Below are 25,649 nucleotides of genomic sequence, written 5' to 3'. Positions count from 1 at the left end.
CTAAGATGAAAACATATATCAAAAGAACACTGATACTTTCTATTTCGATATTCATTGCAGTTTCCTGTAGTGAGGATGAATTTTTGAAAGAGGAGCCGTTGGATTTCTTTGATCCGGCCAATTCCTTCGTGACTTTGGAAAACTTTGAAAGTTCCTTGGCGGACTTATATGCCAAATACCGCTACATTTTCTATACTGGGGATAGTGGTGGGTTTTTTTCCTTCTCCTACCAATGGGGCACAGACATATTAAAGAATGCTCGTGATACGGAAGAAGCGAGGCGTTTTGGAAATTATGTTTCTACATTGGACGCTACTGGTAGTGTACCCGAATGGCATTGGGATAGATGGTATAAAATCATAGCCAATGCAAACACTATTATTGCAAAGTTGGACAACTCGGAACTCATTGACAAAGAAAAGAGCAGAGTTGAAGGGGAGGCCAGACTGTTCAGAGCTTTGGCTTACCGCCATTTGGTATATCTCTATGGGGGTGTTCCCTTGGTACTGGAGGAACTTTCAGAGCCCAAGACCGATTTTACAAGGGCTTCGAAAGAGGATGTTTTGAGCCAGATTATAACAGATGCCACTTTTGCCGCTGCTAATCTACCTGACATCTCGGAGGTGGAAGATGGCAAACTGTGCAACTTAGTGGCCCAGCACATTTTAGCCGAGACATACATTTCTCTTAACAATTTTGACGGAGCTATAGTAGCGGCATCGGTTGTTATAGATAACCCCGCTACAGCCTTAATGACAGAAAGGTTTGGATCTCGTTCAAGTGAAATTCCAGGTGATGTTTATTGGGATTTGTTCCGTATAGGCAACCAAAACCGATCGAGCGGGAATTTGGAATCTCTTTGGGTCGCACAAATCGAACATGATATTCCGGGCGGACTGGTCACCACCGATGAGAATTCTGGGAATCTATATGAAAGATTCCATTCTCCTGTGACCTGGTCACTAAACGATCCTGATGGCAACCCCGGCATGTTGGGTCCCAGATCCGACATGAATGTGGCAGGTAGAGGGGTTTCTTTTTTAAGGCCAACCGCCTTTTTTGAAGATGACCTTTGGGAAAGTAATTTTGACAATGACATTCGTAACGCACCACATAATTACGTCCGCGATGTAATATATGATAATCCAGAATCTGCATGGTTTGGAAAAAGTGCGAAGGATAATCCAGGTCCAACTCTATTGAATCAAGATTGGCGATGGTATCCTCATTTGACTAAGGTTACAACGCCTGGGAACCATCCGGCCAACGTTATAGCCGACCCTACATTAAATCTATTAAAAAATAGTGCGGGACCTACCTTTACGGATGCATATTATCTAAGATTGGCGGAAACTTATCTATTACGTGCTGAAGCCTATCTTGGAAAAGGTGATATGGGTAATGCTGCTGCCGATATCAATCGCGTACGCGAACGTTCGAATGCTTTACCTATTACTTCTGGTGATGTGGACCTCGACTTTATTCTTGATGAACGAGCACGGGAACTCGCTATGGAAGAACAGCGCAGGATTACCTTACAAAGAGTAGATAAATTGGTTGATAGGGTACGATTGTATAATGATTTGAACGCAGATGAAATTCTTGACCATCACAATGTATGGCCTATTCCAGCTAAAGAAATTGAGGCCAATATAAATGGAGAACTTGAACAAAATCCGGGTTATTAATAATATGTTGTTTAGTTAGTTTATTACATCCCGGGAAAAATGTTCCCGGGGTGTTTTATAAACTTAATGCGCTTAACAACTTCTAACTACATTTCTATTTTGAGTAAACTTGCTACGTTAGATTATATTTCCATTGGAATTTACCTACTACTAATGGCCGGTGTTGGGCTATTTTTCGGATGGTTCGTAAAAGACATAAAGGGATACTTCAAAGGAGGCAATACCATTCCCTGGGGGATTTCTGGTATCAGTAATTTTATGGGATCACTCAGCACCTTTGTATTTATTGCTTACGCAGGTATTGCTTATAAGGATGGGCTTATTGGGGTGACTGTATTATGGAGTGCTGTTATACCCTTTGTGTTTGCTGCATTAATTATAGGGAAACTTTGGGTTCGGTCTCGAATCATCACTCCGGTTGAATATCTCGAAACACGGTTTAATGCCAATATTCGTCAATTATTTGGATGGACAGGATTGGGCATGCGCTTTCTAGATAACATGGTACGGCAGTATGCTATGGGTATTTTTTTAGTTACCGCCACGGATTTGACGTTTGTGCAGGCCATCATTTTTTCTGGAGCCATAACTACACTTTTTACCATAGTGGGTGGGGTATGGGCGGTAGTGGTTATGGATACCTTGCAATTTGTTATCTTAATTTTTGTTTCCGTATTGTTAGTACCTCTATCCCTAGAGGCTACCGGAGGGCTAGCCACTTTGATGGATAAGCTCCCTAGTCATTTTGAGTTCTTTTCTGGTCCTAAAGGCCAACCGTTATGGCTAATGGTTTATTTTGTAATGATTCTTTTTAAGTACAATGGAAATTGGGTCTTTATTCAGCGATTCTACAGTGTAAAGGATGAAAATGCTACCAGAAAACTAGGTTTTTTTTCGGCAGCGTTATTGTTGATATTTCCCATAATATTCTTACTTCCAGCAATTGCGGCAGCCGATATTTTGCCTGGGCTTGAGGACCCGGAGCAAGCTTATGTAGCCGTGGCAGTACATTTGCTCCCTGCAGGTTTGTTAGGGTTAATGATTGCCGCCATGTTCTCGGCCACAATGTCTTCTTTAAACTCAGAATTCAACGTCATGTCCGCGGTATTGACCAATGACATTTATAAACGCCTGATCAACCCTAGTGCCACAGAAAAACAATTAATTTTTGCGGCTCGCTTAAATATATTATTAGTTGGTGCCATTGTCGTTGCCGGGTCTTTATTTATTGGAAAACTCGGAGGGGCTTTTGAGGCTAATAAAATCTTGACAGGACTTTTTGCGATACCTTTAGCCATTCCACTTGTATTGGGACTATTGTTCAAGAAAACAAATTCTGTCGGTGCCTTTTTTACTGTTTTGGTAGGTATTTTTTCAGGATTGATTTTGACGTCGTCAAGCGATTTCTCTTGGGAATTGGCGACATTAATACAAATTGTAAGTTGTATTACCATATTCCTCCTTTCGGGATTTCTGCTGAGTTCCAAAGAAAATTATAAAAAAAGGGTCAATAATTTTTTTGAGAAAATACAGACTCCCTTGAGTCCTAATGAAATTGACGAACCAGATTCTAAATTTCGTTGGGCATTAGCTAATCTTTTTTCAATTGCCATTGGAGCATCTGGACTATTATTTTGTGCGGTAAGTATACCTTCCATCGGAATGGAAAGTGGAAAAATTGCTTTGGCTATTGGTGGAGGCTGCATCCTTCTGGCCATAATCTTAAAGTGGCTAACAACTGGAAGCCATAAATTTTCATATAAATCAAAAAAATGAAAGAGATGACCCCATATATTCACAAGGATTTTTTATTGTCCGATGACCTGTCAAGGTCATTATATTTTGATTTTGCCCAGCAGTTACCAATTATTGATTTTCATAATCATCTAAATCCATCGATGATAGCCAACGACACTCATCCGGAAAATTTATCTAAAATGTGGGTGGTGTCTGACCCATATAAGCATCGAGCTATGCGAATCAACGGCATACCCGAAGTCGGAATTACGGGGGATGCCACGGATTATGACAAATATTTGAATTGGGTAAAAACCCTTCCACGGACTTTAGGAAATCCACTTTATCAATGGAGCTATCTTGAACTGAAAAGAGTTTTCAATATTAATTTAACACTCAATGAAAGTTCGGCTAAAAAAATTTGGGACGAATGTCAAACACAAATTGACTCGGGTAGACTCGCCCCTGTTTACTTACTTAAAAAATTTAATGTTGAAGTACTTTGCACGTCCGATGATTTGCTTGATGACGTTAGCGTGCACAAAAAGGCTTCCGGAAAGGGAATTACCGTTCTCCCTTCGTTACGCACAGATAGTATTGTAAATAAACCTGAAGAGTTCCAGAATTGGCATAAGGTGTTGGAGGACCTTTCTCATATTGAAATTAAAGATTTGGATAGTTATGAAGCCGCTGTTCTCTATAGATTTGAACACTTTTCGGATGCTGGTTGTAAACTGGCAGATCAGGCATTGGATTCGGGTTTTGAGTTCAATTGTGTAGATAAATCAGAAGTTGAGTCGATTTTCAAGCGGTTTTTGTCAGGTGAACAACTAAATCACGTAGATCTGGTTTCTTTACAATCCTATCTATTAGTTATGGTTGGAAGAGCCTGCGCTAAACAGAATTGGATTTTGCAGTTACATATCGGAGCTCAACGAAAGACCAGCTCACAATTAAAGAAATTGGTTGGCGGTGCAGGTGGTTACGCCTCAATTGGGAGCCCAACGAATATTTCGACACTTGTTGAAGCACTAGATGTAATGGATAAAAACGGGGATTTGCCAAAAATTATACTTTACAATTTGAACCCAGTCGATAATGCTCCTTTTGCTTCTATAACGGGATCTTTTTCAGAAGATGGGATAACTGGAAAAATTCAATTTGGGCCAGCTTGGTGGTACAATGACCACTATGAAGGCATCATAAATCAGTTAAAGGCCTTAGCCAGCCACGGGCTTTTACACAACTCAATTGGTATGACCACGGATTCTCGTAGTTTTCTGTCGATGTCTCGACACGAATACTTTAGAAGGGTTTTTTGTGATTTGATTTCAACTTGGGTCAAGCAAGGGCTTCTTCCGAATGATATGTTCATCTTAAAAGAATTGATAGAGGATGTTTGTTATAGGAATGCAAAAAAATGGATACTAAATATTAACTAATTATATATGGAAAATAAGGTTGCAGTAGTAACTGGAGCAGGCGGAACTCTTTGTTCTGCAATGGCAATAGACTTGGCTAAACAAGGATATAAGGTCGCGCTGTTGGGTAGAACCGAAGAGAAACTAAAAGTTGTAGAGAACAAGATTAAAGCCAATGGCGGCATTGCTATTTCTGTCTGTGGAGATGTAGCGAATGAGGAAGCCATGAAGGCTGCAAAGGATATTGTTGAAAATGAATTTGGTATTTGTACACTGCTAATCAATGGTGCAGGAGGAAATCAAAATGATGCACTTCCCAATATAACTGAATTTGATGAACGTGAATTAGAACATAATAATGAGATAAAAGGGTTTTTCAATTTAAACATGAAGGTTTTTCAAAACGTTGTAGAAATCAACACAATGGGAACAGTTATTCCATGTTTTGTATTTGGAAAGAGTATGGCGAAACATAAGCAGGGCAACATCATCAATTTTGCGTCGATGACCAGCTATAGGCCGATTACAAGGGTAGCCGCGTATGCAATGGCTAAAAATGGAATCCAAAGTTTTACACAATGGTTGGCGGCCTATTTGGCACCTGCACATATTCGTGTAAATGCCATTGCCCCAGGCTTTTTTTTGAATGATCGTAGCCGAAAGATAATGTTCAACTCAGATGGCTCGCAAACGGATCGCGCACAAAATATATTAAGGCAAACGCCCTTAAAACGTTTTGGTGAAGCCTCCGAACTCATAGGTTGTATGAATTGGTTGATCAATGAAAAAAATGCTGGATTTGTTACTGGAATTACCATACCGGTAGATGGAGGGTTTTTGTCCAGCCCAGGGGTTTAATTTTTAAAAATACTTATTATGAAAACATATTTTAGGTTTAGTCATCTATTTGTGACCCTAATAGGGTTTCTTTCTTATGCTCAGAATAAACAGGATATAACTTATTCTTCGATTGGAGAGTTACAACCTCGTAGCTCGCATGAAATTACAGCCTCAAATTGGTCTATAGGAGGTGAAACAATGGATCGTGATTTCACAGATTTTGACCAATGGAAGCAATATTTAGGAGCAACGGGAGCCAAAAAAATTAGACTACAAGCAGGTTGGGCTAAATGTGAGCGTAAAAAGGGTGAATACAACTTTGAATGGCTCGACAAAATTATAGATGAAGTAATTGCACAAGGTGTGGAACCCTGGCTGCAAACATCTTATGGAAACCCCATTTACGAAGGAGGTGGAATGCCAAATCTTTCTGGAGGCTTTCCTGTATCAGTGGAAGCTTTGGCAGCGTGGGACCAGTGGGTTATGGCATTGGTAAATCGATACAAGGGTCGGGTTAAAATTTGGGAAATTTGGAACGAAAGTGATCTTAACTCCGAAAATACGCCAGAGGCATACTCCAAACTTTTCGTACGCACTGCTGAAATAATAAAATCAAAAATTCCGGAAGCAAAAATTTACGCACTTTCATTGGCCCACATTGAAACAGAATATGTAGCTAGTTTTTTAGATTATCTTAAAAAAGCCAATAAACTTCATTTGGTGGATGTAATCACACTTCATGGTTATACCTATCGACCTGAAGAAATTTACCCCAAATATGAGAAGATTCAACATCTAATTCAATCATACTCTGACCATATTATTATAGGGCAAGGGGAATTAGGTTGTCCTTCAGAAAATCAAAGCTATTATGCACTAAAAAACTATCCTTGGACAGAAACGTCTCAATCAAAATGGTTATTACGAAAGTTGTTGGGTGATTTAGGTAGGGATATCCCTTCTTTGTATTTTACAATAATTGATATGAATTACGTCCGCGTCTTGGGTAAGGAAAATGGTAAAGTGGTCCAATTAAAAAATCCAATATATACGGTAAATACAAAGGGACTTATTAAATCTAAAAAGGATAATACAGTAGATTATTTAAAACCATCTTATTTTGCTTATCAAAATTTAACCTCCATATTTGATCACTCTCTAAAGCGTATTCCCAATTATCCTTATATAATTGATACCTCAGGCTCACTATCAGTTTATGGATACCGAGCTGACAGTTCTGATTATCAGATTGTGACTATTTGGGAAAATGAAGATACACCTACCGACTCAACAAAAAAGACCTCTAATGATTTTGAATTTGCGAACGGGAATTTTGTGGACCCGGTCTATGTTGATATGCGTACTGGTAAGGTCTATGAAATTCCTAAAAGTGATTGGACCAAAAAAGGAACGTATTACAAGTTCATGAACATTCCGATTTATGATTCCCCCATTTTAATTGCGGAAAAGAGCTTAATAAAATTAAAATCTGATAAAAATAAACCTGAGTAAAATGAGTGTAGAAGATTATAAAAAGGAAGTAGGAATGATGAATCTTGAGAAATTGATCGAGGTTAGAGAGATTATTTCCAAAAAGAAATTTCCAATCTCCGATAAGGAATTGCTTAAAAGATACGAACAGATATATACAGGAGCCATTAGTGATGTGCTTCGAGAGTTTACGCTGTTGAACCAAGCCTTACCTATCCGTATAAAGGCCCTTCGGGAATATAAGACTATAGCCGGCTTTGCATTTACCGTAAAAAGTTCCTCCAGTACTAAGATCAGTGGGGAAATGGAGTTTCGAACCCAAATGTTGGATGAAATGCATGAAGATGCCTTTGTGATATATGACACCAGCGGGGACGAGGAATCAACCTCATGGGGCGGGGTCATGACGGCAACGGCCAAGGGAAAAGGTGTTAAGGCCGCCTGTGTGGATGGCGGAATAAGGGATACTCATCAGATTTTGGATGCGCAATTCCCAGTTTTCTATAAATATCGTTCTTCAAATGGTAGTTTGGGTCGATGCCTTATTACGGATTACCAAGTACCCATTCAGATAGATAAATGTTTTATCAAGCCAGGCGATATCATTTTGGGTGATGTTGATGGTGTACTTGCAGTGCCAAGGGACATTGCTTACGAAGTGTTATTACGAGCGGAAGAGATACGGGAGAACGAAAAGAAAATTTTTGGTTGGGTAAAGGAAGGCCAATCTGCAAAGGAAATCTCCGATAAAGGGGGATACTTTTAAATAATTCGACGCTAGTTATGAAACTCTCCTTTTTATTTTTTGGGAATAGTCCTGATGAAAAATGGCAGCTCTGTCGGCAAATGGGTATTGACCATGCAATTGCCAAGTTGGCCCCTGAACTTACCGGAAAACCTTCAATTGACGATTATGATTCTTTTGCGCAGTCAAAAGAAATCTTCGAGGAAAATGGTTTCAGGCTCTATGGGTTGGAGGGAGACCAGTTTGATATGCACCGTATCAAGTTGGGTTTAAAAGGAAAGGAAAAAGACATTGAGAGATATCAAAGAATGCTTGAAAACATGGGGCGACTTGGAGTTTCTTTGCTGTGTTACAACTTTATGGCCACCGGCTGGTACCGAACCCATCACGCGATTACTGAAAGAGGTGGTGCGATTGTTAGCGGATTTAACTATGAAACGTCAAAAAAAGAGCCTATTTCGGAGTGGGGTAATTATTCAGAAGAGCAAATATGGGTAAATTACCAATGGTTCATAGAACAGGTAATGCCTGTAGCAGAAGCTAATAATGTTAAAATGGCACTGCACCCTGATGATCCACCCATAAGCCCCGTACATGGAATAGCCCGAATACTTACCTCGGCAAAGGCAATGGACAAGGCTCTTTCACTTTTAGATAGCCCCTCCCACGGATTAACCTTTTGTCAAGGCACTTTTACTACAATGAATGAAGATGTACTGAAGATGATTAAAAAGCACGGTAAGAACGGTAAGATATTCTTTGTACATATTAGGGACGTCCAAGGCCATTCCGAAGATTTCCGGGAAACCTTTCATGATAATGGACCTACCGACATGTTTAAGATGATGAAAGCTTATACAGAAGTTGGTTTTGATGGTCCAATACGATCAGATCATGTACCAACAATGGCCGGAGAGGACAATAAAAATGTGGGCTATGAAATGAAAGGCAATCTTTTTGGAATAGGCTACATAAAGGGGTTAATGCATGCCTGTGAAGCTTCTACTAGTATATCAGTATTCAAATAAAAGATCTATGTTAAGGATGTATTTTTTCTGCTTTTTCGTGTTATTAATTTCTGTTGGGTTGGCCCAGACATCAATCTCTCCAAGAGTTCGAGAGGTTGTTAATCCTGCAAATCAGTCGAGAGAAATACATCTGTATCTTTTAGCGGGTCAATCCAACATGGCGGGTAGTTCTCCAATAGAGCAATCCGATACTATCCCACATAATAGAATTCTTCGCTTCAATAGAGATGGTCAATGGGAAATCGCAAAGGAACCCTTAAGAGTAGACAAGAATATTGTTGGTATGGGACCAGGATTATCTTTCGCTAGGGAATTAGTAAATAGGGATACCTCTATAATTGTAGGACTAATCCCTGCGGCAGTGGGGGGTACAAGTATAAGACTCTGGGAGCCGGGTGCATTTGATACCAAGACCAAATTATATCCCTATGATCAAGCTATTGATCGCGCCCTATCTGCAATGAGGTCTGGAGAATTGAAAGGGATTATTTGGAACCAGGGAGAAAGCGATTGTAATGAAAATGGATCAATTGGCTATCAACAAAAATTGAATGAGCTTATAGAAAGATTTAGGAAGGATTTGGCTGTTGACAACCTCCCTTTTGTTGCAGGCTTATTGTCAAAATTTAAGGTAGTTAAAAAAGTACAGGGTAAGCGGGAAGTAAATATTTACGCGCAAGCGGTTAACGGTGCCATGCTAGATTTAAAAGATTCAGTAAAAAATTACGAGGTAGTGGGATTAAAGAATGCAAAAGATAAAGGTGATGGCACCCATTTGGACTCTAAGTCTGCCCGTGCTTTGGGAATAAAGTATGCAAAAGCTATTTTAAAATTTAAAAAACAGTAAAGTTAGAATACATACTAGACGGAAGGTTGCTCAAACATATAGATGAAGTTTATGTTCAATTATCTTTTTGAGTCAAATGAATCTAGCAATACAGTTTTAGTGTAAGGACGAAATAAAACATATTTAAGGTTGTTCTTAAACCAATAGTTTGCCATTGTCAAAGGTAAATTTATGGCAATTGTAGTTAGAGATAAACCTTTTAGAAAAGTGGTTGTTCGACTCTTAAGTACCGGAATCAAACCGAAAATTGATGGAAACAAGGTTATTCTCTTAATTCCGAAGGCAATGAATCAGGATATTGATTTTGACAATGATATTAAAAGACCACTTTTTTTGTTCGCCAGTCCTGAACGTAAGGGCAAACGCTGGACCTAGTTCACCACCCTCGCCGAATAAAATAGGACTACAATATGCTAATCTTTTAATAATGTTTAAAATATAAACAATGAAATTCGATAATAAAGTTCTTGTCTTAATATTGTTAGGTTTCTTGACTGCTCAATGCACAACTACTTCTGGTAAGTTTACTATTTCAAACGATGATACGACCACAATTTTTATCGGCTCCAACGAACCGGAATATGTTCAGCTTGCCGTAAATGACTTGATTACTGATGTAAAACAAATTTCTGGCATAACCATAAAGACGGTTACTTCAATCGATAGATGTGCCGGCAATTGTATAGTAATAGGGACTTTAAGCGATTCAAGCATAAAGAGGTATGTAGATAGCGAAATAGTGTCGGCATTAAAGGGAGCATGGGAGAAATATGCTATTTTTTCTTCTGAAGAGGGAGGAATTAATAGGATAAACATCATTGGCAGTAATCCTCGGGGCACCATGTTCGGCATTTATTATTTTTTAGAAAAGGAGCTAGACGTAGACCCGCTGAAATATTGGACTGGTTACGAAGCCGAAAAAAAGGAAGTGATTCAATTAGAACACATTGACTATATGTCCAGCGAGCCCGATTTTAAGTTTAGGGGATGGTTTATTAACGACGAAGATTTATTGACCGAGTTTAAAGAGAGTGGAGGAGTACGTAATATTGATTATCCGTTCTATGGTCAGATTGTAAACCCGTCCCTAATCAAAGAGGTTGCCGAGGCAGCTGTTCGCTTACGCTATAATTTGATTATCCCTGCAAGCTTTATAGATATTAGAAACCCAGCAGAGGAACGGTTGATTGCCGAGGCGTCCAAAAGAGGTTTATATATTTCTATGCACCACATCGAGCCCCTAGGAGTCAGTGCTTTTGGCTACCAAAATTACTGGAAGGAAAAGGGGCAAGAACCTTTGTTCAGTTTTTATAGTGAAAAGGAAAAACTTATTGAAACATGGACTGAATACGCCAGAAGATGGGCAAAGTACCCTGATGTTATTTGGCAAATTGGTTTAAGGGGTATTGCTGATAGACCTATGTGGTTTGCTGATCCTGGGGTTCCCCAATCGGACGAGGACAGGGCCCGCATTATTTCGGATGCCATGCATGCGCAGAAAGAGATAATTAAGGAGGTTACAAGGGAAGAAAAACCCTTAATGTCTACCACATTGTGGGCGGAAGGCGCGGTTTTTAATCAAAAGGGGCTATTGAAAATACCGGACAATGTGATGGTTGTTTTTGCTGATAATTCTCCAGGCTATGTTTGGCAATCGGACTTCTATGAGACCGAACGTGAAGACAATGTGAAATATGGGATATATTACCATTACCAGCTATGGGGGTCAGGCCCACATTTGTCCCAGGCGATTCCTCCTTTCAAACCATTCCAGCTTTTTAAAGAGGCAGTGAATCGAGATTCTGATGAATATGCGATTTTGAACGTTTCCAACATTCGGGAATTTTCATTGGCACTACAGACTACTTCGGATATGTTGTGGAACATGACTTTATTTGAATCTTCAGAAGCCTTGAAATCATGGTGCGCGAAAAGATTTTCCTTGGCCCCTCAAGAAACCTATATGGCCTATAGGCAATATTTTGATAGTTATGAAAAAGTGGGGAAAAAGCAAATCCCCGGTTTTTTAGATGGACAGCAACGAATTAAGGGGCTTAGTATATTAGGCCAATTGGAAAAAAAACATAAAAAACGGCTATGGTAATAACGAAAAACATAAAAAACGTCAAAAGCCTGTGGATGCATTTTCTCACAGTTTGTCTGACACCAACCCAGCTGCAAGTTTATCATTGAAAGAAAGTTTGGAAAAGCTAAACTTACAACTGGCCAGTCTTTATAAAGCAAAAACTTTAGCAACATTAGCTGGTTCAAAATTAGAGGGAGTTGAAAAGGACTTTTTTGAAAGCAACCTGGTTGGACAGTTGGAAATTGTAATCGGTCTTGGAAAGTGGTTACAAAGTTGTATTTATGCCAAAAATGCTGCCGATAATGCAGATTGGAAGACGGCACAACAATATTTGGGAAAAGCCTTGACTGCGTTTGATTTAATTGAGCATGGCAAAAAGCTAGGTTCCCAAGGTAAATGGAAGGGCTGGTACCGAGGTGATAAAAAGATGAATACTAATGCGATGAAAAATCGCACAGAAGAGGTTTTGAATATGTTGGGAGAGCATTTGTAAATAATTTATTATTGAAAAATATATCACAAAAATGATAAAACGGAATTTCATAAAAAAAAGCTTTCACAAGGTTATTAAAACGATTACGGTAATGGGCGTACTATTCCTAATTACTAGTGTCTCAAAGGTACAGGCACAATCTGTAATAGTGCCAAATTTTGCGGCGGAATATCCCCGTGCTCAAGATTTTCACGTTACAGCAGAGGGGAAAGAACTACCTGTTTTGGAAGGTACTATTGCGGCAATGTCGTATGCCATTGTTAACGGTAAATGCACAGTTACTGTAGTTAATAAAAAACCTTTTAAAAATGTGGTTATTCGTCCGGTAAATGCCAGAATCAAACCCAAGATTGAGGGAAACAAGGTTATTTTCTCAATTCCAAGGGCAATGAATCTAAGCATTGAATTTGACGATGATATAGAAAGACCGCTTTTTTTATTTACTAGCCCCGAACGTGATAATGTCCCTAGCAAGGAAGACCCCAATGTTCGTTATTATGAAGCAGGTAAAATTTACGATGCTCGTGAAATTAGATTGTATGATAACGAGACTTTGTATTTGGAACCTGGTGCAATTGTGCAAGGCTATGTTACGGCCGATAATGTAAATAATATTAAAATATTGGGAAGCGGTATCTTAGATCAATCAACGCGTAAAACTCTTAAAGTCAATTCCATTCTACTAACTGAGTGCAAGAATGTATTAATTCAAGATGTTCAAATTCACGATGCTTGGGGATGGACATTGCACCCACGTGGCTGTGACAACGTAGTAATAGATAATCATAAACAGACTGGGTGGCGTGCAAATTGCGACGGAATCGATATTGAAGCTAGTCATAATGTGGAAGTTAAAAATTGTTTTATAAGGAGTTCCGACGACTGTATAGCTATAAAAAGTAAGCAGCCCGATATTGTCCGTCGTCGAGGTAGTCCAAAAGTCGATAATATTCTAATCGAGAAAACTGTTTTATGGAACGCGAGAGGGGGCAACGCCCTAGAAGTTGGATTCGAACTAAAGGGTGATTTTGTCCAAAATATAACATTTCGAGATTGCGATATTATCCGAGTCGAGCGTGGGGCGGCTTTGAGTATTCACAATGCTGAAAATACCACCGTTAAAAATGTAACTTTCGAAAATGTACGTGTGGAGGATGCACGTGATGAACTAATTGATCTTTATATCGGAATATCGATTTATAGTGTTGACATTCCTGCTAAATATTCTAGACGTTTTGGGTTTAATATTCCTGATTCCCTTAAAGACCCCGACGCAAACGATAATAGAGGTCAATGGCTTTATTTGCCACAAAATGAGAGGTCCACTTTCTCTAAAAACCGAGGGCATATTGAAAATGTAATTTTTAAGGACATTCAAGTGGTTTCAGAAAAGGTCATACCTTCTTTGATAAAAGGTTGGGACCATAAAAATAGTATCAAGGGGGTAGTTATTGAAAATTTGACTTTCGGGGGCAAGAGAATGACAAGTCTTGAAGAAGCCCGGATTTCTGTTGAAAACACAACAAATATAACTATAAGATAATTATTTGGGATTCTAGAATTAACTCACCCTAGATTTTAGCAAGACAAGGCCTTGTCTGTGTAGTTTTTTGAAAATCGCTTATTTTTTTTAGTGATATATTGCTTTAAAGAATTAATATGTGAAAAGAATAATTAACCTATTGAGTTTAAAATCGTTCTGTAAGCCACATAGCATTCCCGTTTTTCTACAATTGATAATCCAGAGAATGTAGCTTAAAAAAAGTTCAATAAAAGGATTATTCTAAGCCATTTGTTTTTGAGACGAGGGATCATCGATTTTATGACCTTTAGGTGCCATCAAGGACAACCGTGCATATCAACCGCTATATGCAATCTGGTGTGCTCCCTTGTATTTTTCTTTTTTACGTACCTTGTTGGTACGACAAACAAAAACCCAATCGCACGACTACACTTAACCCTGCGTTGGGAGTAATTATAAAAAATGAAACTTCCATTCAACACAATAATTTTTTTGAGCTTATCATTTTTAATTGGTTGCAATAACCAAGAAGAAAAAAACAACGGATTTGAATGGAATGTCGAAAAAGAAAAAGTCCATAACCAAAATAGAAACGATAGCACAAAAATCAGCAAGAAAAATTGGAAAGCGGATATAGGGAATATCAATTTAAACGGCAAACCATTGGTTAATGGAGTGTTTCCTGTTCCTGACTATGACTTGACCGACAGTACTTTTGTAGGACTGGGAAATTCTGGCGAATGGAAAGGAATAAAATTAGAGGACAAAACAATAATCTATCATTCTCTTTACGTCACCAAATGTGATGTTAACAAAAGGTTTATTCCAGAAAAGTCAAATGAGGTGTTTTTTACAATCGTCGGACTAACAGACTCTGTGGACACGAAGAAATTTACCCATACAAGAGTGAATGTAACATCCAGAAATCATCCACACTTTACAGGACAGGGTTCTATCAGAACGAAATCCAGCAAAATTGACTTCATAGCTTTTTTAACTGCCGATAGAAACGAGTATGCAATCGTGAATATGCGACTGTTCGACTTAAGAGTTGGCCGAATAGTTTTAATTGCACCACAAAAAGATGGGACTTTTCGTTCCCTACAATTGGAATCACCAATATTGTCTTCAGAAGAGATTGACATACACATAACAGAATTACTTAAGGACAAAAAGGTGGTGGACTTTTTTACTCAATCTGGCAACATTTAAAACCTATCGGGGCGGAAAAAAACTACGCCCAACACTGGTAATCGTTGCACAACCACTTATTAAATGAAAAAACGGATTATTCTAAGCCTCTTTAAGGGTCTTTTTTGAAATCCTAGGAGGAAAAGCGCTATTCAGCATAGTATTCAAAGCAAGTTGCCCTACATGTAGCCTTCCCCATTTTCTACAAATGATAATTCAGAAATCGTAATTTAGTGGAAAGTTCAAAAAAAGGATTCTGAAACAGGCTATAGATAATTATGTGTGAAGATTGTTTTACTAGAGAATATTCATCTTTTAAGAGCGAAAATATCTGGTTAGAGGTTGATTCACAATTGGGGTTGAAACCTGGAAAGGGCAAAATGAAATATTTAAGCAATACCGTTGATGGAGAATACTTTTACCAATGTGTACATTGTAAACAAAAATGGAGATTGAAGGATTCCGATTTATCGTTTAGAGGATATTTACTAAAAGTTCAATAAAACCATTCTTATCAAAACAAATACGGCGCTATTCAAAACTAGGAGGGAACATAGTATAACCCTCTAGGAACTCGATAATGGCTCAACAGTAAGCTGGGCAAGTCTATTGTTTGGAGAATATTACCTATTTTTATTTCCTTAAAAAATGAGCCTCTAATTCATGGGTACGGCACCACCCTACAAGAAAACCTTCAAAACCCCTTGGCATGTCTTTATGGGTCCTTCTTCATGGCGATGGGCACAAAAAATCATCCTATTTACGCTGTTTTCCCTTGTTGTAAATCATCTTGGGTCTCCTGAAAGCTTTCCAGATGGGGGGGACTACAGATTCCCGATGAAAGGCTTTCTAACCTCTATGGCATTATGCTTCCTTATAGGAACAATAGCAGAGCTTAATTTTAGATTTTACACGAAAAAGTATTTCCATAGAAAAGTGGACATCAGCTCCATCTCATGGTATATGGTCTCCACGCTGGGCTATATAACTCTCCTGTATTTTCCTTTGGGAATTGTCTTAAACAAAATTGCGGGTGCCGAAACCCAATTCTATTATTTATTAATCGGTTTGTTACTTACCCTTTTAGTAAGTATTATTCTAATTACATTGGCCTATGCCCTAGACACATACGGTCTCTATAGAAAATCGATGAAAGATGCTGAAATCACTATTGACAGCGGGGCGAAACTAAAGAAGCTTACCTATGAACATATCGCTTGCTTCTATAGCGAAAACAAAATTGTATATACGGTTCAAAACGATAGCACTACGATTACCACCGATTTTACGTTGAACGAACTCGAAGAAAAACTAAACGATCAATTGTTTTATAGGGTCAATCGTCAAGTCATTGTTCATAAGGATGCGGTGGACCAGATTGAAAGGATTGAAAATGGCAAGTTGCGCCTTCGGCTAAAACCCTCCCTGTCTAACGGTACACTTGCTGAAATCATAATCAGTAGGTACAAACGAAAAGCGTTTATGGATTGGTTTTTATAAAAGTGGCCAAAAACGACAGACCATCCAGTTGTAAATTTGTTACCATTCGGTAAGAATCTCAGTAATTCAAGAGGTTTTCAGGGGGGTTGTTCATTATTTCGTCTTGAATTTAAAATCGATTCGAAATGACAAAACCAACGCTACCACAAGTTGCAATTCCATTGGTTACTCTGGCTATTATTTGTTTCGCCTATTTTGGGCCCTTTACCAGAACGCCTTTTGAAAATATAATTCTATCCGTTATCATAATCGGAGCCAATTATTGGGAATACAAGGGAAAACCATTTTCAGCCCTAGGGTTTTACCGAGACAAATTTACCGGGAAAAACCTACTATTTCTTCCTCCTTTAGTAGCATTTGGGCTATTTATTTTTTACGTCTTTGCATTGGTTCCAGGAATCGAAATGCTTACGGGTGTCCCTATTGATTATTCAAGCATGGACCAAGTGAAAGGAAATCTGACAACCACCTTGATTTGGTTGTTATTAGTTTGGGCGACAGCAGCGTTTGGAGAGGAGATTATCTTTCGTGGTTATTTCATGAGACAATTTGTCAAATTCTTTGGTGATAGCCAAATCAGTCTTATCTTTAATATTATCATATTTTCAAGTTTCTTTGGCTACATGCATATGCAACAAGGGATTACGGGACAAATTGTAGCTGGTACTACCGGAGCATTATTGTGCATTATATTCTATCTGCGTGAATACGATCTCTGGTTCAATGTTATGGTACATGGCTTTTTCAATACTCTTGGTATATTGAGCTTTTATTTTGGATTGGCGTAGTGACACCCCATAAATTGAAATGGAATTAACTTTTGAAGAAATTATAGATTGGCTACTTATGTTTGAAAAGTAGTCAAAAGTTTAATAAAACGATAGTGGATGGTTTCTTATCCGATTGTGTACAATGTAAAGGAAGGAAAGTTGCGGCCTTCGGTCGGATTTGACCGGACGAGACCCAGATGACCGATAATTAGTCGATTTACTTACTGCATTTAGTTTTTTTGTAATTTGGTGAAGATATAAAGCTTTAGTAATTAGTTTATTAAGTAAGGTCCTACATCTATAGAGGTTATAAATGAACAGGTAGATACCAGAGTACCAACGACCATGGAAAATAAACTAAAAAAGAAACTTCACGAGGCCATAGAAGAAACGCTCAAAATATCGAATAGGCCGCTGCGTCCGAGTGAAATATCCGACATGATCAATACTCTCTCACTTTACGAACGAATCGACGGACATGCAGTCACAAGTGGCCAAATTTTGGCCAGGGTCAACAATTATTCAAGACTGTTCGATGTCAATGACAATCAGATTTACCTGAAGCATTGGGAAAAGTGATCTATTAAAGAACAATGAGCAGTTTCGATTCACAAATTCGAAGGAACCTGATGGGCAAGCGCCTTGAGAAAGAAGGAAGAATATTGGAGGCCAAAGCTCTATATGAAGGTAACATTTCCGAAGGTTTTGAAGGTAGCTTTCCGTATAGAAGACTAGCCATCCTGTACAGGAAAGGCAAATTCATTGATGAAGAGATCAGGGTCCTAGATAAAGCTGTGTCAGTCTTTCATAACCTCGCAGGTAGCGGAAGAGAGGACGTTCAACCGAAGCTAAATGATTTCAGGGAACGTCTTGAAAAAGCAAAATCGCTTAAGTCTAGATAAACGATGAAATCCCTCGCTTAATTTTAATCGGGTAATGTGGAACTTATTTATGGTATCATCTGATTACGGTAAAACAAAAATTTAACAGTTATCCATTCACTATCCGAAATTATCGAATTGATAAAATGAGTTTCGATTTAAAATATTGAAAATCAGTTTTTTTGATGTTTAATATCCAATACTAAGACTTATCCGGCAAAATTTTTAATTGTGGGAATTATCGTAAAATGATTTTTCTTACAATTAAAGTGTAAGGATTGCAATAACAAAGGTTCTCTGCCGTTTTTATCAGACACGTTTGTAGCAAGGTATTAATCGCTTGCAACTAAGGTGAGTAGACTAGCGGAATGTAGGTAATCTTTCATTGGTTCCACACTTTAACTCCGCATTGCGAACACCATTAATTAAGGTTTTCAATGAAGCTATTTAAAAAAGTCCAACAAGTTGGACCAGAATGACCTATGCCAAAATATAAGATTAAATATATGACTGACTCATTACCCAAAAAACCATGACAAAATTAACCCAATTATTTAGACCTATAGTTCTCTTGCTCTCTCTTGGAACTATTTACGCCCAAAACGATATAACCGTTTCCGGCGACAATCAGCCAAATGCGATTGAAGCGACCACCGCGACCATTGTAGCCCCGAATTTGAATATTGAAGCGGGGTCGAATATCACCGATTTTACAGTTTCCATTACCAACTCATTCACACCATCCGATCAATTGGGTTACAATGGCGGGTTACCAGCCGGTATATCGACTGCTGGTTGGAACAGTAACACCAGATCTATTGTATTTAAGGGGACTTTGTCGCCATCGGAATGGCAGGCATTTCTTAGGAATGTTACGATAACATCCGGTCCAATATGTTCCCCGGAATCCAGAAAGATTTCATTTGTGGCCGGGGAAACATTCTATAATCCCTTGAACGGGCATTTTTATCGTGTTACTCCAAATCCGTCCAGCTGGACAGATGCCAAAACCTTGGCCTCTTCTACTTCATACTATGGAAGGGAAGGTTACTTGGTAACGTTGACGGATGCAGCTGAAAATACTTTTGTGACCAGATTGATAGGTCAAGATTCATGGATGGGAGCGTCAGATGATCATGACCAAATCAATCAAGCTTTAGGTTATAATGAGTTCGCTAATACAAATGCTTCAGAAGGTCAATTTTTTTGGGTAACAGGACCGGAAAAAGGTACCCAGCTTACCACCGCTAACGCGGGAACAGGGGGCAATGAAATTTCGGGCGTATATCAAAATTGGAGAAGCGGTGAACCGAATGATTATAATAATGGGAACCCTGGGGAGTCTTTTGGTCATGTTTATTCAAGTGCAGGAGATTGGAACGATTTTCCCAACACCTCTTCGATTTTTGGTATCATGGAATTTGGTGATATGCCCTATGATCAAACCAGTGCCACACCATTTTTCACGAAAAATATCAACATAAATGGTGCTCCAGGAGGTACGATTACCGGTGGAGAGGTTTCCGTTTGTTATGGTTCCAATTCAACCACGCTTACCCTTATTGGACTTAATGGTACAGTAGTGCGTTGGGAAAGCTCCGACAATAACTTTATCGATACCCCAATGATCATCAACAACACTTCCACCTCATTGGTAGTTAACAATATTTCCCGAACCACTTACTATAGGGCAATTGTTAATACAAATGCCCCAACTAACTGTAACAACTTAACCACCTCAAGTACACCTATAAACGTGTCGGAAGCTGAGGCTGGAAATGTATTCGCCCAAAACACCACGATTTGTGCCGGCTCAAATGTTGAACTCTTTGTTTCAGGTCAGCAGGGTGAAGTCCAAAAGTGGCAACGTTCCAGCGATAATACAAACTGGACTGATATTGCCCATACACAAACTACACTTGATGAAGTCATTGCTGGTACAGGAACTTATTTTTACAGGGTTGTTACCGAAATAGACAACTGTGGTTTTACGGATATTTCCCCATCAAAGGAAATTACCGTAGTATCCGGTACGGCTCCCGAAGGAGGAGAGGTTAGTTCAGCGGTGCACGGTTCCACCACCAATAGCGGTACGTTGACGTTGACAGGTTACACAGGGACCATTACCAAATGGCAGCGTTCGACCGATGAGGGCATTATTTGGTCAGATATCTCGAATACCTCAAACACCTATAGTTACAGTAACGTAGCAAATATTACAATGTATAGAGCAGTACTGACCAATGGCAGTTGCGGTATAGCCTATAGTGATTCGGGATCTGTAACTATTGCCCCAACCAATAATCCCCCAACGGTGACGTCCACCTCAATCACATCAGCAACAGCGGAATCACTTTATTACTACGACATCAAGGCTTCAGATGCTGATAACGATGTAATTACTTGGATGGCAAACAACGTCCCTACTTGGTTGACCTTTACCAGTGGCACGTTGCAAACCAGTTTCGTAGGTACTGGTGCAACGCCAAGCAATATGGGGGATGGTGTAAATCAATCGCCAGATGGTACCAGTGCCTCCGCCACAGTCATTCGAACAGGTACTGCCGCCTATGGTGATAATAAATTGTTTTTCACAGATACCGAAGAGTATGGGATTCGCTATGTTGATGAGAGCGGAAATGTGCAAACTTGGTATCAGGGTGATGGGACTTATACAAATCTAAATCCATTAGGAATCGCCTATGATGTGGTCAATAATGCAGTGTATGTTGGAGACTACGCCAAATCGGACATCGTTAAAATTGATAACATGGGTACTCGAACCCTTCTGTCAGATTTACCGGAACCGTTCATCCTTAGATTGCTAGTGAATTCTAGCGGTTCAAAACTTTATGCGTCGGCACGGGGAGGAATATATGAAATTGACCTTGCCAACAATAACCCCGCTACGAATTGGACAAGAGTCGTCGGCACAGGAACAATGGGTTATAGCGACACAGGGACTGCGTCAACCTCACAAGTTTCTCAACCGCACGGAATGGCGTTTGATAATGCTGGGCGTCTGGTCTTTACCGACCGATTCAATGACATCATCAGGAGGGTTAATTTATCGACGGACACCATTGAAACCATAGCTGGTACACAAGGTGCCGGATCGGAAGCTGGTGATGGCGGACCTGCAGTCAATGCGACTTTTGCCGACCCATCGGGATTAGCCATTAATGAACATGACGAAATTTTCATTTCCGAGAGATTAAGCAAAAGGATAAGAAAAATCGATATCAACGGTAATATTAATACATTTTTTACAGTTTCTTCCGGCGGTTTTGCCGATGACCTCGTAATATCAGATACGGGTGAGTTATATTTATTGACAACCGCACTTATTGCTCAGGTAGCAACTAAGGCTGAATTAAGCGGTACGCCAACCAACGCTGATGCAGGGGTCCATGATGTAGAACTTACCCTCAGTGATGGAAAGGTCAATGTACCTTATAATTTCCAAATCACGGTTCAAGCGATTAACATTGCTCCTACCGATATAGCTCTAAATAATAATAGCATCAATCAAAGTGCAACGGGTTTGGACTCCACGGTTGGTACATTATCCACCATCGATGCAGATTCTGGCGATTCTCACACCTACTCACTCATAGCGGGCACAGGTGATACCGACAATGCGAGTTTTAATATCAATGGTACTACCCTAAGAACCAATAGTACTTTAGCGGCGGGCAACTACAACATCAGAATCAACACCAATGATGGTACGGATGACTTTACCAAGGAATTTACCGTTTCGGTTAATGATGATATTGCACCTGAAGGCTACACAGTGTCTATCGATCAAGACCCGGTAGTGAGTTCAAATCAATCTTCTATCAGTTTTACCTTTGCCAGTGCCGAAGTAGGAGCCACCTATAATTATACATTTAGTAGCGATGGCGGGGGAACTGATGTAACAGGCTCAGGCACAATAACAACTTCGACCGATAAGATTTCTAATATCGACCTAGGCGCTCTTGGCGATGGTACTATTAGTCTTTCGGTTACTTTGACCGATGCGAACAACAACGTAGGTACAGCTGCCACTGATTTGGCGGAAAAAGACACCATTGCTCCCGTAGGATATACCGTAAGCATTGATCAAGCCTCGATAAATCCATCCAACGAAACTTCGGTCTCTTTTACTTTGGCAAGTGCTGAGTTGGGCTCTACCTATAATTATACCTTCAGTAGTGACGGTGGCGTTAGCGATATTACCGGCGCGGGTACTATCTCATCAACAGAGGAACAAATTTCAGGAATTGACCTTAGCGGACTTAATGACGGCACTATTACATTGACGGTCGCTTTGACCGACGACAAGGGCAATGCCGGCATAGCTACCACAGATACGGTTCATAAAGATACAACCGCACCGGTAGGTTACACTGTAGCTTTCGATCAGGCTTCTTTGGACGTATCCAACGAATCATCTGCCTCTTTTACATTTACAGGTGCAGAAATTGGCGCCAATTACCAATATTCTTTTAGTAGTGAAGGTGGGGGAACCAATGTAACGGGTACAGGTAAAATTACGTCTTCAACCGATCAGATTTCAGATATCGATTTAAGTGATCTTGGCGATGGTATGATTACCCTAACAGTTTCTTTAACTGATAACGATGGCAACACGGGAATCAATGCTAATCATGTTGTAAATAAGGACACCGACGCGGACGATGATGGAGTCAGGGATGATTTGGATAACTGCCCTGATTCAGCTAATACAGACCAGTTGGACACTGATAATGACGGAGAAGGAAATGTATGTGATATGGATGATGATAATGATGGAACCCCAGATTCAGAAGATGCCTTTCCATTAGATGATTCCGAAGATACTGATACGGACGGTGATGGAACCGGGGATAATGAGGACACCGATGACGACGGAGATGGAACCCCGGATACGGAAGATGACTTTCCTTTGGACGGGAATGAAGATACCGACACCGATGGGGACGGTACAGGTGACAACACCGATACCGATGACGATGGGGATGGAACCCCGGATACGGAGGATGACTTTCCTTTGGACGGGAATGAAGATACCGACACCGATGGGGACGGTACTGGAGATAATTCCGATGAGGATGATGACAACGATGGGTATCCCGACGATGTAGACGACCTGCCCCATAACCCAAATGAGTATTCCGATATTGATGGCGATGGCATTGGTGACAATGAGGATACCGACGATGACAACGACGGTGAAGAGGATGTCGATACCGATGGTGATGGTCTTGGGGACAATGTGGACGAGGATGACGATAATGATGGAGTGGTGGACGGCTCGGACGATTTTCCACTGGACGAAACAGAGCAAAAAGATACCGACAGTGATGGTACCGGTGACAATGCCGATACCGATGACGATGGAGATGGGTATACTGACCAACAGGAAAACGAGTCGGGAACGGATAGTACCGACCCGATAGACACCCCGGCCGATAATGACAATGACGGTATTCCCGACAATAGGGACGACGACGATGACAATGACGGGGTTCCTGACAGTGAGGATTATTTCCCACAGGATAATGAACCGGTACTGGTTCCGGCGGAGGCCTTCACGCCCAATAACGATGGTCTTAACGATTCATGGATGGTGCCCGGCATCGAAAACTATCCCAACAATGTCGTAAGGATCTACAACCGTTACGGTCATGAAGTATTTGCCCAAAATAGCTATCGAAACGATTGGCAGGGTTTCTTTAAGAATAAGAACGAGAAACTGCCCTCCGGATCTTATCTCTACATAATCGACCTCGGCAATGGTGAAGCTCCGTTGAGAGGTTGGATATTCATCAACTATTAACCTAATCAAGCCAAAAAAAAATGAAAACAATAGTAATAACAATATTTAGCGTGCTTCTGGCGGCCCTAGGCCTTTATGCCCAACAAGACCCGCAGTACTCGTTCTATCGCTATAACATGAACGTAGTGAACCCTGCCTATGCCGGTAGTAATGACGGCCTGGAATTTGCCTTGGGCCTTCGAAGCCAATGGGCAGGGGTAGAAGGCGCTCCGGAAAGCCAAAGTGCTATTTTCGGTACATCGTTGGGAAAAAATGTAGGCCTAGGAGTGTCGGTACTTAATGATAAGACCTTTATCGAAACACAGACATGGCTGGCCATAGATGTTTCTTACCAGGTGAAGGTATCGGAGAACAACCAACTCTTCTTTGGTCTCAAAGGGAGCGCCAACACCTATGATGCCAATACCCAGGGCCTCCAAACGTATGGGGTGGGCCAAGACGGTAGTTTGATGAACTTTGATAATAGGTTTACGCCAAACGTTGGTGTTGGGCTGTACTGGAAAAATGATAAATACTTTGTTTCGGCTTCCATTCCGAAACTGTTGACCCCCGAACGTTTGGAGGAAAGCAACGGCGAGGCAAGGGTAGGCACCGATAAGGTTCATATGTACTTGGCCGGAGGTTATGAGTTCGAGCTCTCGGAATCCACCAACCTGTACCTAACCAATATGCTTCGTTTTGTTACCGCTTCCCCGGTTTCCTATGAGCTCACCGGTATGGTGGGTTTTGCAGAGCGTTTCACTATCGGCGCGGGTTACAGGTTTAGCGAAAGTATCAGCGGTCTATTCTTGTTCAATATCAGTGGAGGATTTGACGTAGGGTATGCTTATGAGAACGCCTTGGAAAAACCTGTTGGCGGTGTTGAAAAGGGTACCCATGAGTTATTCATGAGATTGAGAATATAGAAGTCTTGGTTTTGGATATAGCTGGCCGGTTCATAAGAGGGATCTGGCCAGTTTGTTCCTTTATATTTAGTGATCGCCCGCTCTAGGGACAGAACTATCCCTAAGAATTAAGCTATGGTGCGGCCTACCACTTTTCCACGATTGATGGTTGGGTATATCGTTAATTTTCGGCAAGGCACCCAAAAAAAAAGGATAATTGGATTTTAAGAAAATTGGCCCAAGAAAACTTTTGGGCAATCCCGAAAACGGCCAAAGAGAACACAGTCAAGAAAAAGTCCTATGTAGCCTTCCCCATTTTCTACAATCGATTATTCAGAAATAGTAATTTAGTTGAAAGTTCAAATAAACGATTACAAAAAGTATTTCGATTCCTCACTATTTAAGGTACTTTTATTTCAGAATTATCCTTGATAATAATCTTCGTAATTTTTCAATAGTATGTTCAACGATATGAATAAAAGATATGCTATTCAAGTAGGAGATCATACCTACTTCTGGTCCAATGAAACCGAAATGTAGGCTTCCCTAAAAATGTAGGCTTCCCTAAAAATGAAGGCTTCCCTGTTTTTCAAACAGTTTAAAAATCAACTATTTTTAGATTATGAAGAAAAGCAGATTTACCGAAGCACAGATAGTATCTATGCTCCAACAGTACGATTCAGGAATGAAGGTCACCG

General features: G+C 40.1%; 19 protein-coding genes. All 19 read left to right on the top strand.

All coding sequences use genetic code 11. From position 1 onward, the window contains the following. Positions 1-5 precede the first annotated feature (5 nt). The 19 genes from IL355_RS18830 to IL355_RS18740 all read left to right on the top strand — a co-directional run bounded on the left by IL355_RS18830 (position 6) and on the right by IL355_RS18740 (position 24,972). A complete protein-coding gene (locus IL355_RS18830; RefSeq protein WP_192463649.1) occupies positions 6-1,688 on the top strand; it encodes a RagB/SusD family nutrient uptake outer membrane protein in 1,683 nt (560 codons plus the stop codon). Positions 1,689-1,787: 99 nt separating this feature from the next. Then, positions 1,788-3,464: a sodium:solute symporter family transporter gene (locus tag IL355_RS18825; protein ID WP_225621341.1), complete on the top strand. Its 1,677-nt coding sequence runs from the start codon at positions 1,788-1,790 to the stop codon at positions 3,462-3,464. After that, positions 3,461-4,867 (top strand): glucuronate isomerase, encoded by a 1,407-nt coding sequence (uxaC, locus tag IL355_RS18820; protein ID WP_225621340.1) that lies wholly within the window; start codon positions 3,461-3,463, stop codon positions 4,865-4,867. Before IL355_RS18825 ends, uxaC begins: the two co-directional genes overlap by 4 nt. A gap of 6 nt (positions 4,868-4,873) precedes the next feature. Further along, positions 4,874-5,704 (top strand): SDR family NAD(P)-dependent oxidoreductase, encoded by an 831-nt coding sequence (locus tag IL355_RS18815; protein ID WP_192463646.1) that lies wholly within the window; start codon positions 4,874-4,876, stop codon positions 5,702-5,704. An 18-nt stretch (positions 5,705-5,722) separates the two neighbouring features. Continuing rightward, positions 5,723-7,198 (top strand): GH39 family glycosyl hydrolase, encoded by a 1,476-nt coding sequence (locus tag IL355_RS18810; RefSeq protein ID WP_192463645.1) that lies wholly within the window; start codon positions 5,723-5,725, stop codon positions 7,196-7,198. Position 7,199: 1 nt separating this feature from the next. Then, positions 7,200-7,943 (top strand): RraA family protein, encoded by a 744-nt coding sequence (locus tag IL355_RS18805; RefSeq protein ID WP_192463643.1) that lies wholly within the window; start codon positions 7,200-7,202, stop codon positions 7,941-7,943. A 17-nt stretch (positions 7,944-7,960) separates the two neighbouring features. Beyond that, the gene (locus tag IL355_RS18800; protein ID WP_192463642.1) at positions 7,961-8,950 is read left to right on the top strand and encodes a mannonate dehydratase; all 990 of its coding nucleotides are present in this window, start codon (positions 7,961-7,963) and stop codon (positions 8,948-8,950) included. Positions 8,951-9,008: 58 nt separating this feature from the next. Continuing rightward, entirely contained in the window at positions 9,009-9,797 is a 789-nt protein-coding gene (locus IL355_RS18795; protein WP_192463640.1) for a sialate O-acetylesterase, read from the top strand. Between the two features lie 171 nt (positions 9,798-9,968). Beyond that, entirely contained in the window at positions 9,969-10,172 is a 204-nt protein-coding gene (locus tag IL355_RS18790) for a hypothetical protein (RefSeq protein WP_192463639.1), read from the top strand. A 70-nt stretch (positions 10,173-10,242) separates the two neighbouring features. Continuing rightward, positions 10,243-11,901 carry a glycosyl hydrolase 115 family protein gene (locus IL355_RS18785; RefSeq protein ID WP_192463637.1) on the top strand — a complete coding sequence of 553 codons (1,659 nt, stop codon included), beginning with the start codon at positions 10,243-10,245 and terminating at the stop codon, positions 11,899-11,901. Positions 11,902-11,932: 31 nt separating this feature from the next. Continuing rightward, the gene (locus tag IL355_RS18780; RefSeq protein ID WP_192463636.1) at positions 11,933-12,376 is read left to right on the top strand and encodes a hypothetical protein; all 444 of its coding nucleotides are present in this window, start codon (positions 11,933-11,935) and stop codon (positions 12,374-12,376) included. A gap of 91 nt (positions 12,377-12,467) precedes the next feature. Continuing rightward, entirely contained in the window at positions 12,468-13,919 is a 1,452-nt protein-coding gene (locus IL355_RS18775) for a glycosyl hydrolase family 28 protein (protein WP_192463635.1), read from the top strand. A gap of 441 nt (positions 13,920-14,360) precedes the next feature. Then, positions 14,361-15,110 (top strand): hypothetical protein, encoded by a 750-nt coding sequence (locus IL355_RS18770; RefSeq protein ID WP_192463634.1) that lies wholly within the window; start codon positions 14,361-14,363, stop codon positions 15,108-15,110. A gap of 642 nt (positions 15,111-15,752) precedes the next feature. After that, a complete protein-coding gene (locus IL355_RS18765; RefSeq protein ID WP_192463632.1) occupies positions 15,753-16,589 on the top strand; it encodes a LytR/AlgR family response regulator transcription factor in 837 nt (278 codons plus the stop codon). Positions 16,590-16,714: 125 nt separating this feature from the next. After that, positions 16,715-17,377 carry a CPBP family intramembrane glutamic endopeptidase gene (locus IL355_RS18760; RefSeq protein ID WP_192463631.1) on the top strand — a complete coding sequence of 221 codons (663 nt, stop codon included), beginning with the start codon at positions 16,715-16,717 and terminating at the stop codon, positions 17,375-17,377. A gap of 327 nt (positions 17,378-17,704) precedes the next feature. Further along, entirely contained in the window at positions 17,705-17,938 is a 234-nt protein-coding gene (locus IL355_RS18755; RefSeq protein WP_121848495.1) for a hypothetical protein, read from the top strand. A gap of 50 nt (positions 17,939-17,988) precedes the next feature. Beyond that, positions 17,989-18,261: a hypothetical protein gene (locus IL355_RS18750; RefSeq protein WP_192463630.1), complete on the top strand. Its 273-nt coding sequence runs from the start codon at positions 17,989-17,991 to the stop codon at positions 18,259-18,261. Between the two features lie 511 nt (positions 18,262-18,772). Further along, entirely contained in the window at positions 18,773-24,067 is a 5,295-nt protein-coding gene (locus IL355_RS18745) for a T9SS type B sorting domain-containing protein (RefSeq protein ID WP_192463629.1), read from the top strand. A 20-nt stretch (positions 24,068-24,087) separates the two neighbouring features. After that, the gene (locus IL355_RS18740) at positions 24,088-24,972 is read left to right on the top strand and encodes a PorP/SprF family type IX secretion system membrane protein (protein WP_121848498.1); all 885 of its coding nucleotides are present in this window, start codon (positions 24,088-24,090) and stop codon (positions 24,970-24,972) included. Positions 24,973-25,649: the final 677 nt, after the last annotated feature.

The sequence above is a fragment of the Euzebyella saccharophila genome, from assembly GCF_014855495.1.
Lineage (GTDB): Bacteria > Bacteroidota > Bacteroidia > Flavobacteriales > Flavobacteriaceae > Euzebyella > Euzebyella saccharophila.
The sequence above is the reverse complement of the archived record's forward strand: the minus strand, read 5'-3'. Positions and strand labels throughout refer to the sequence as shown.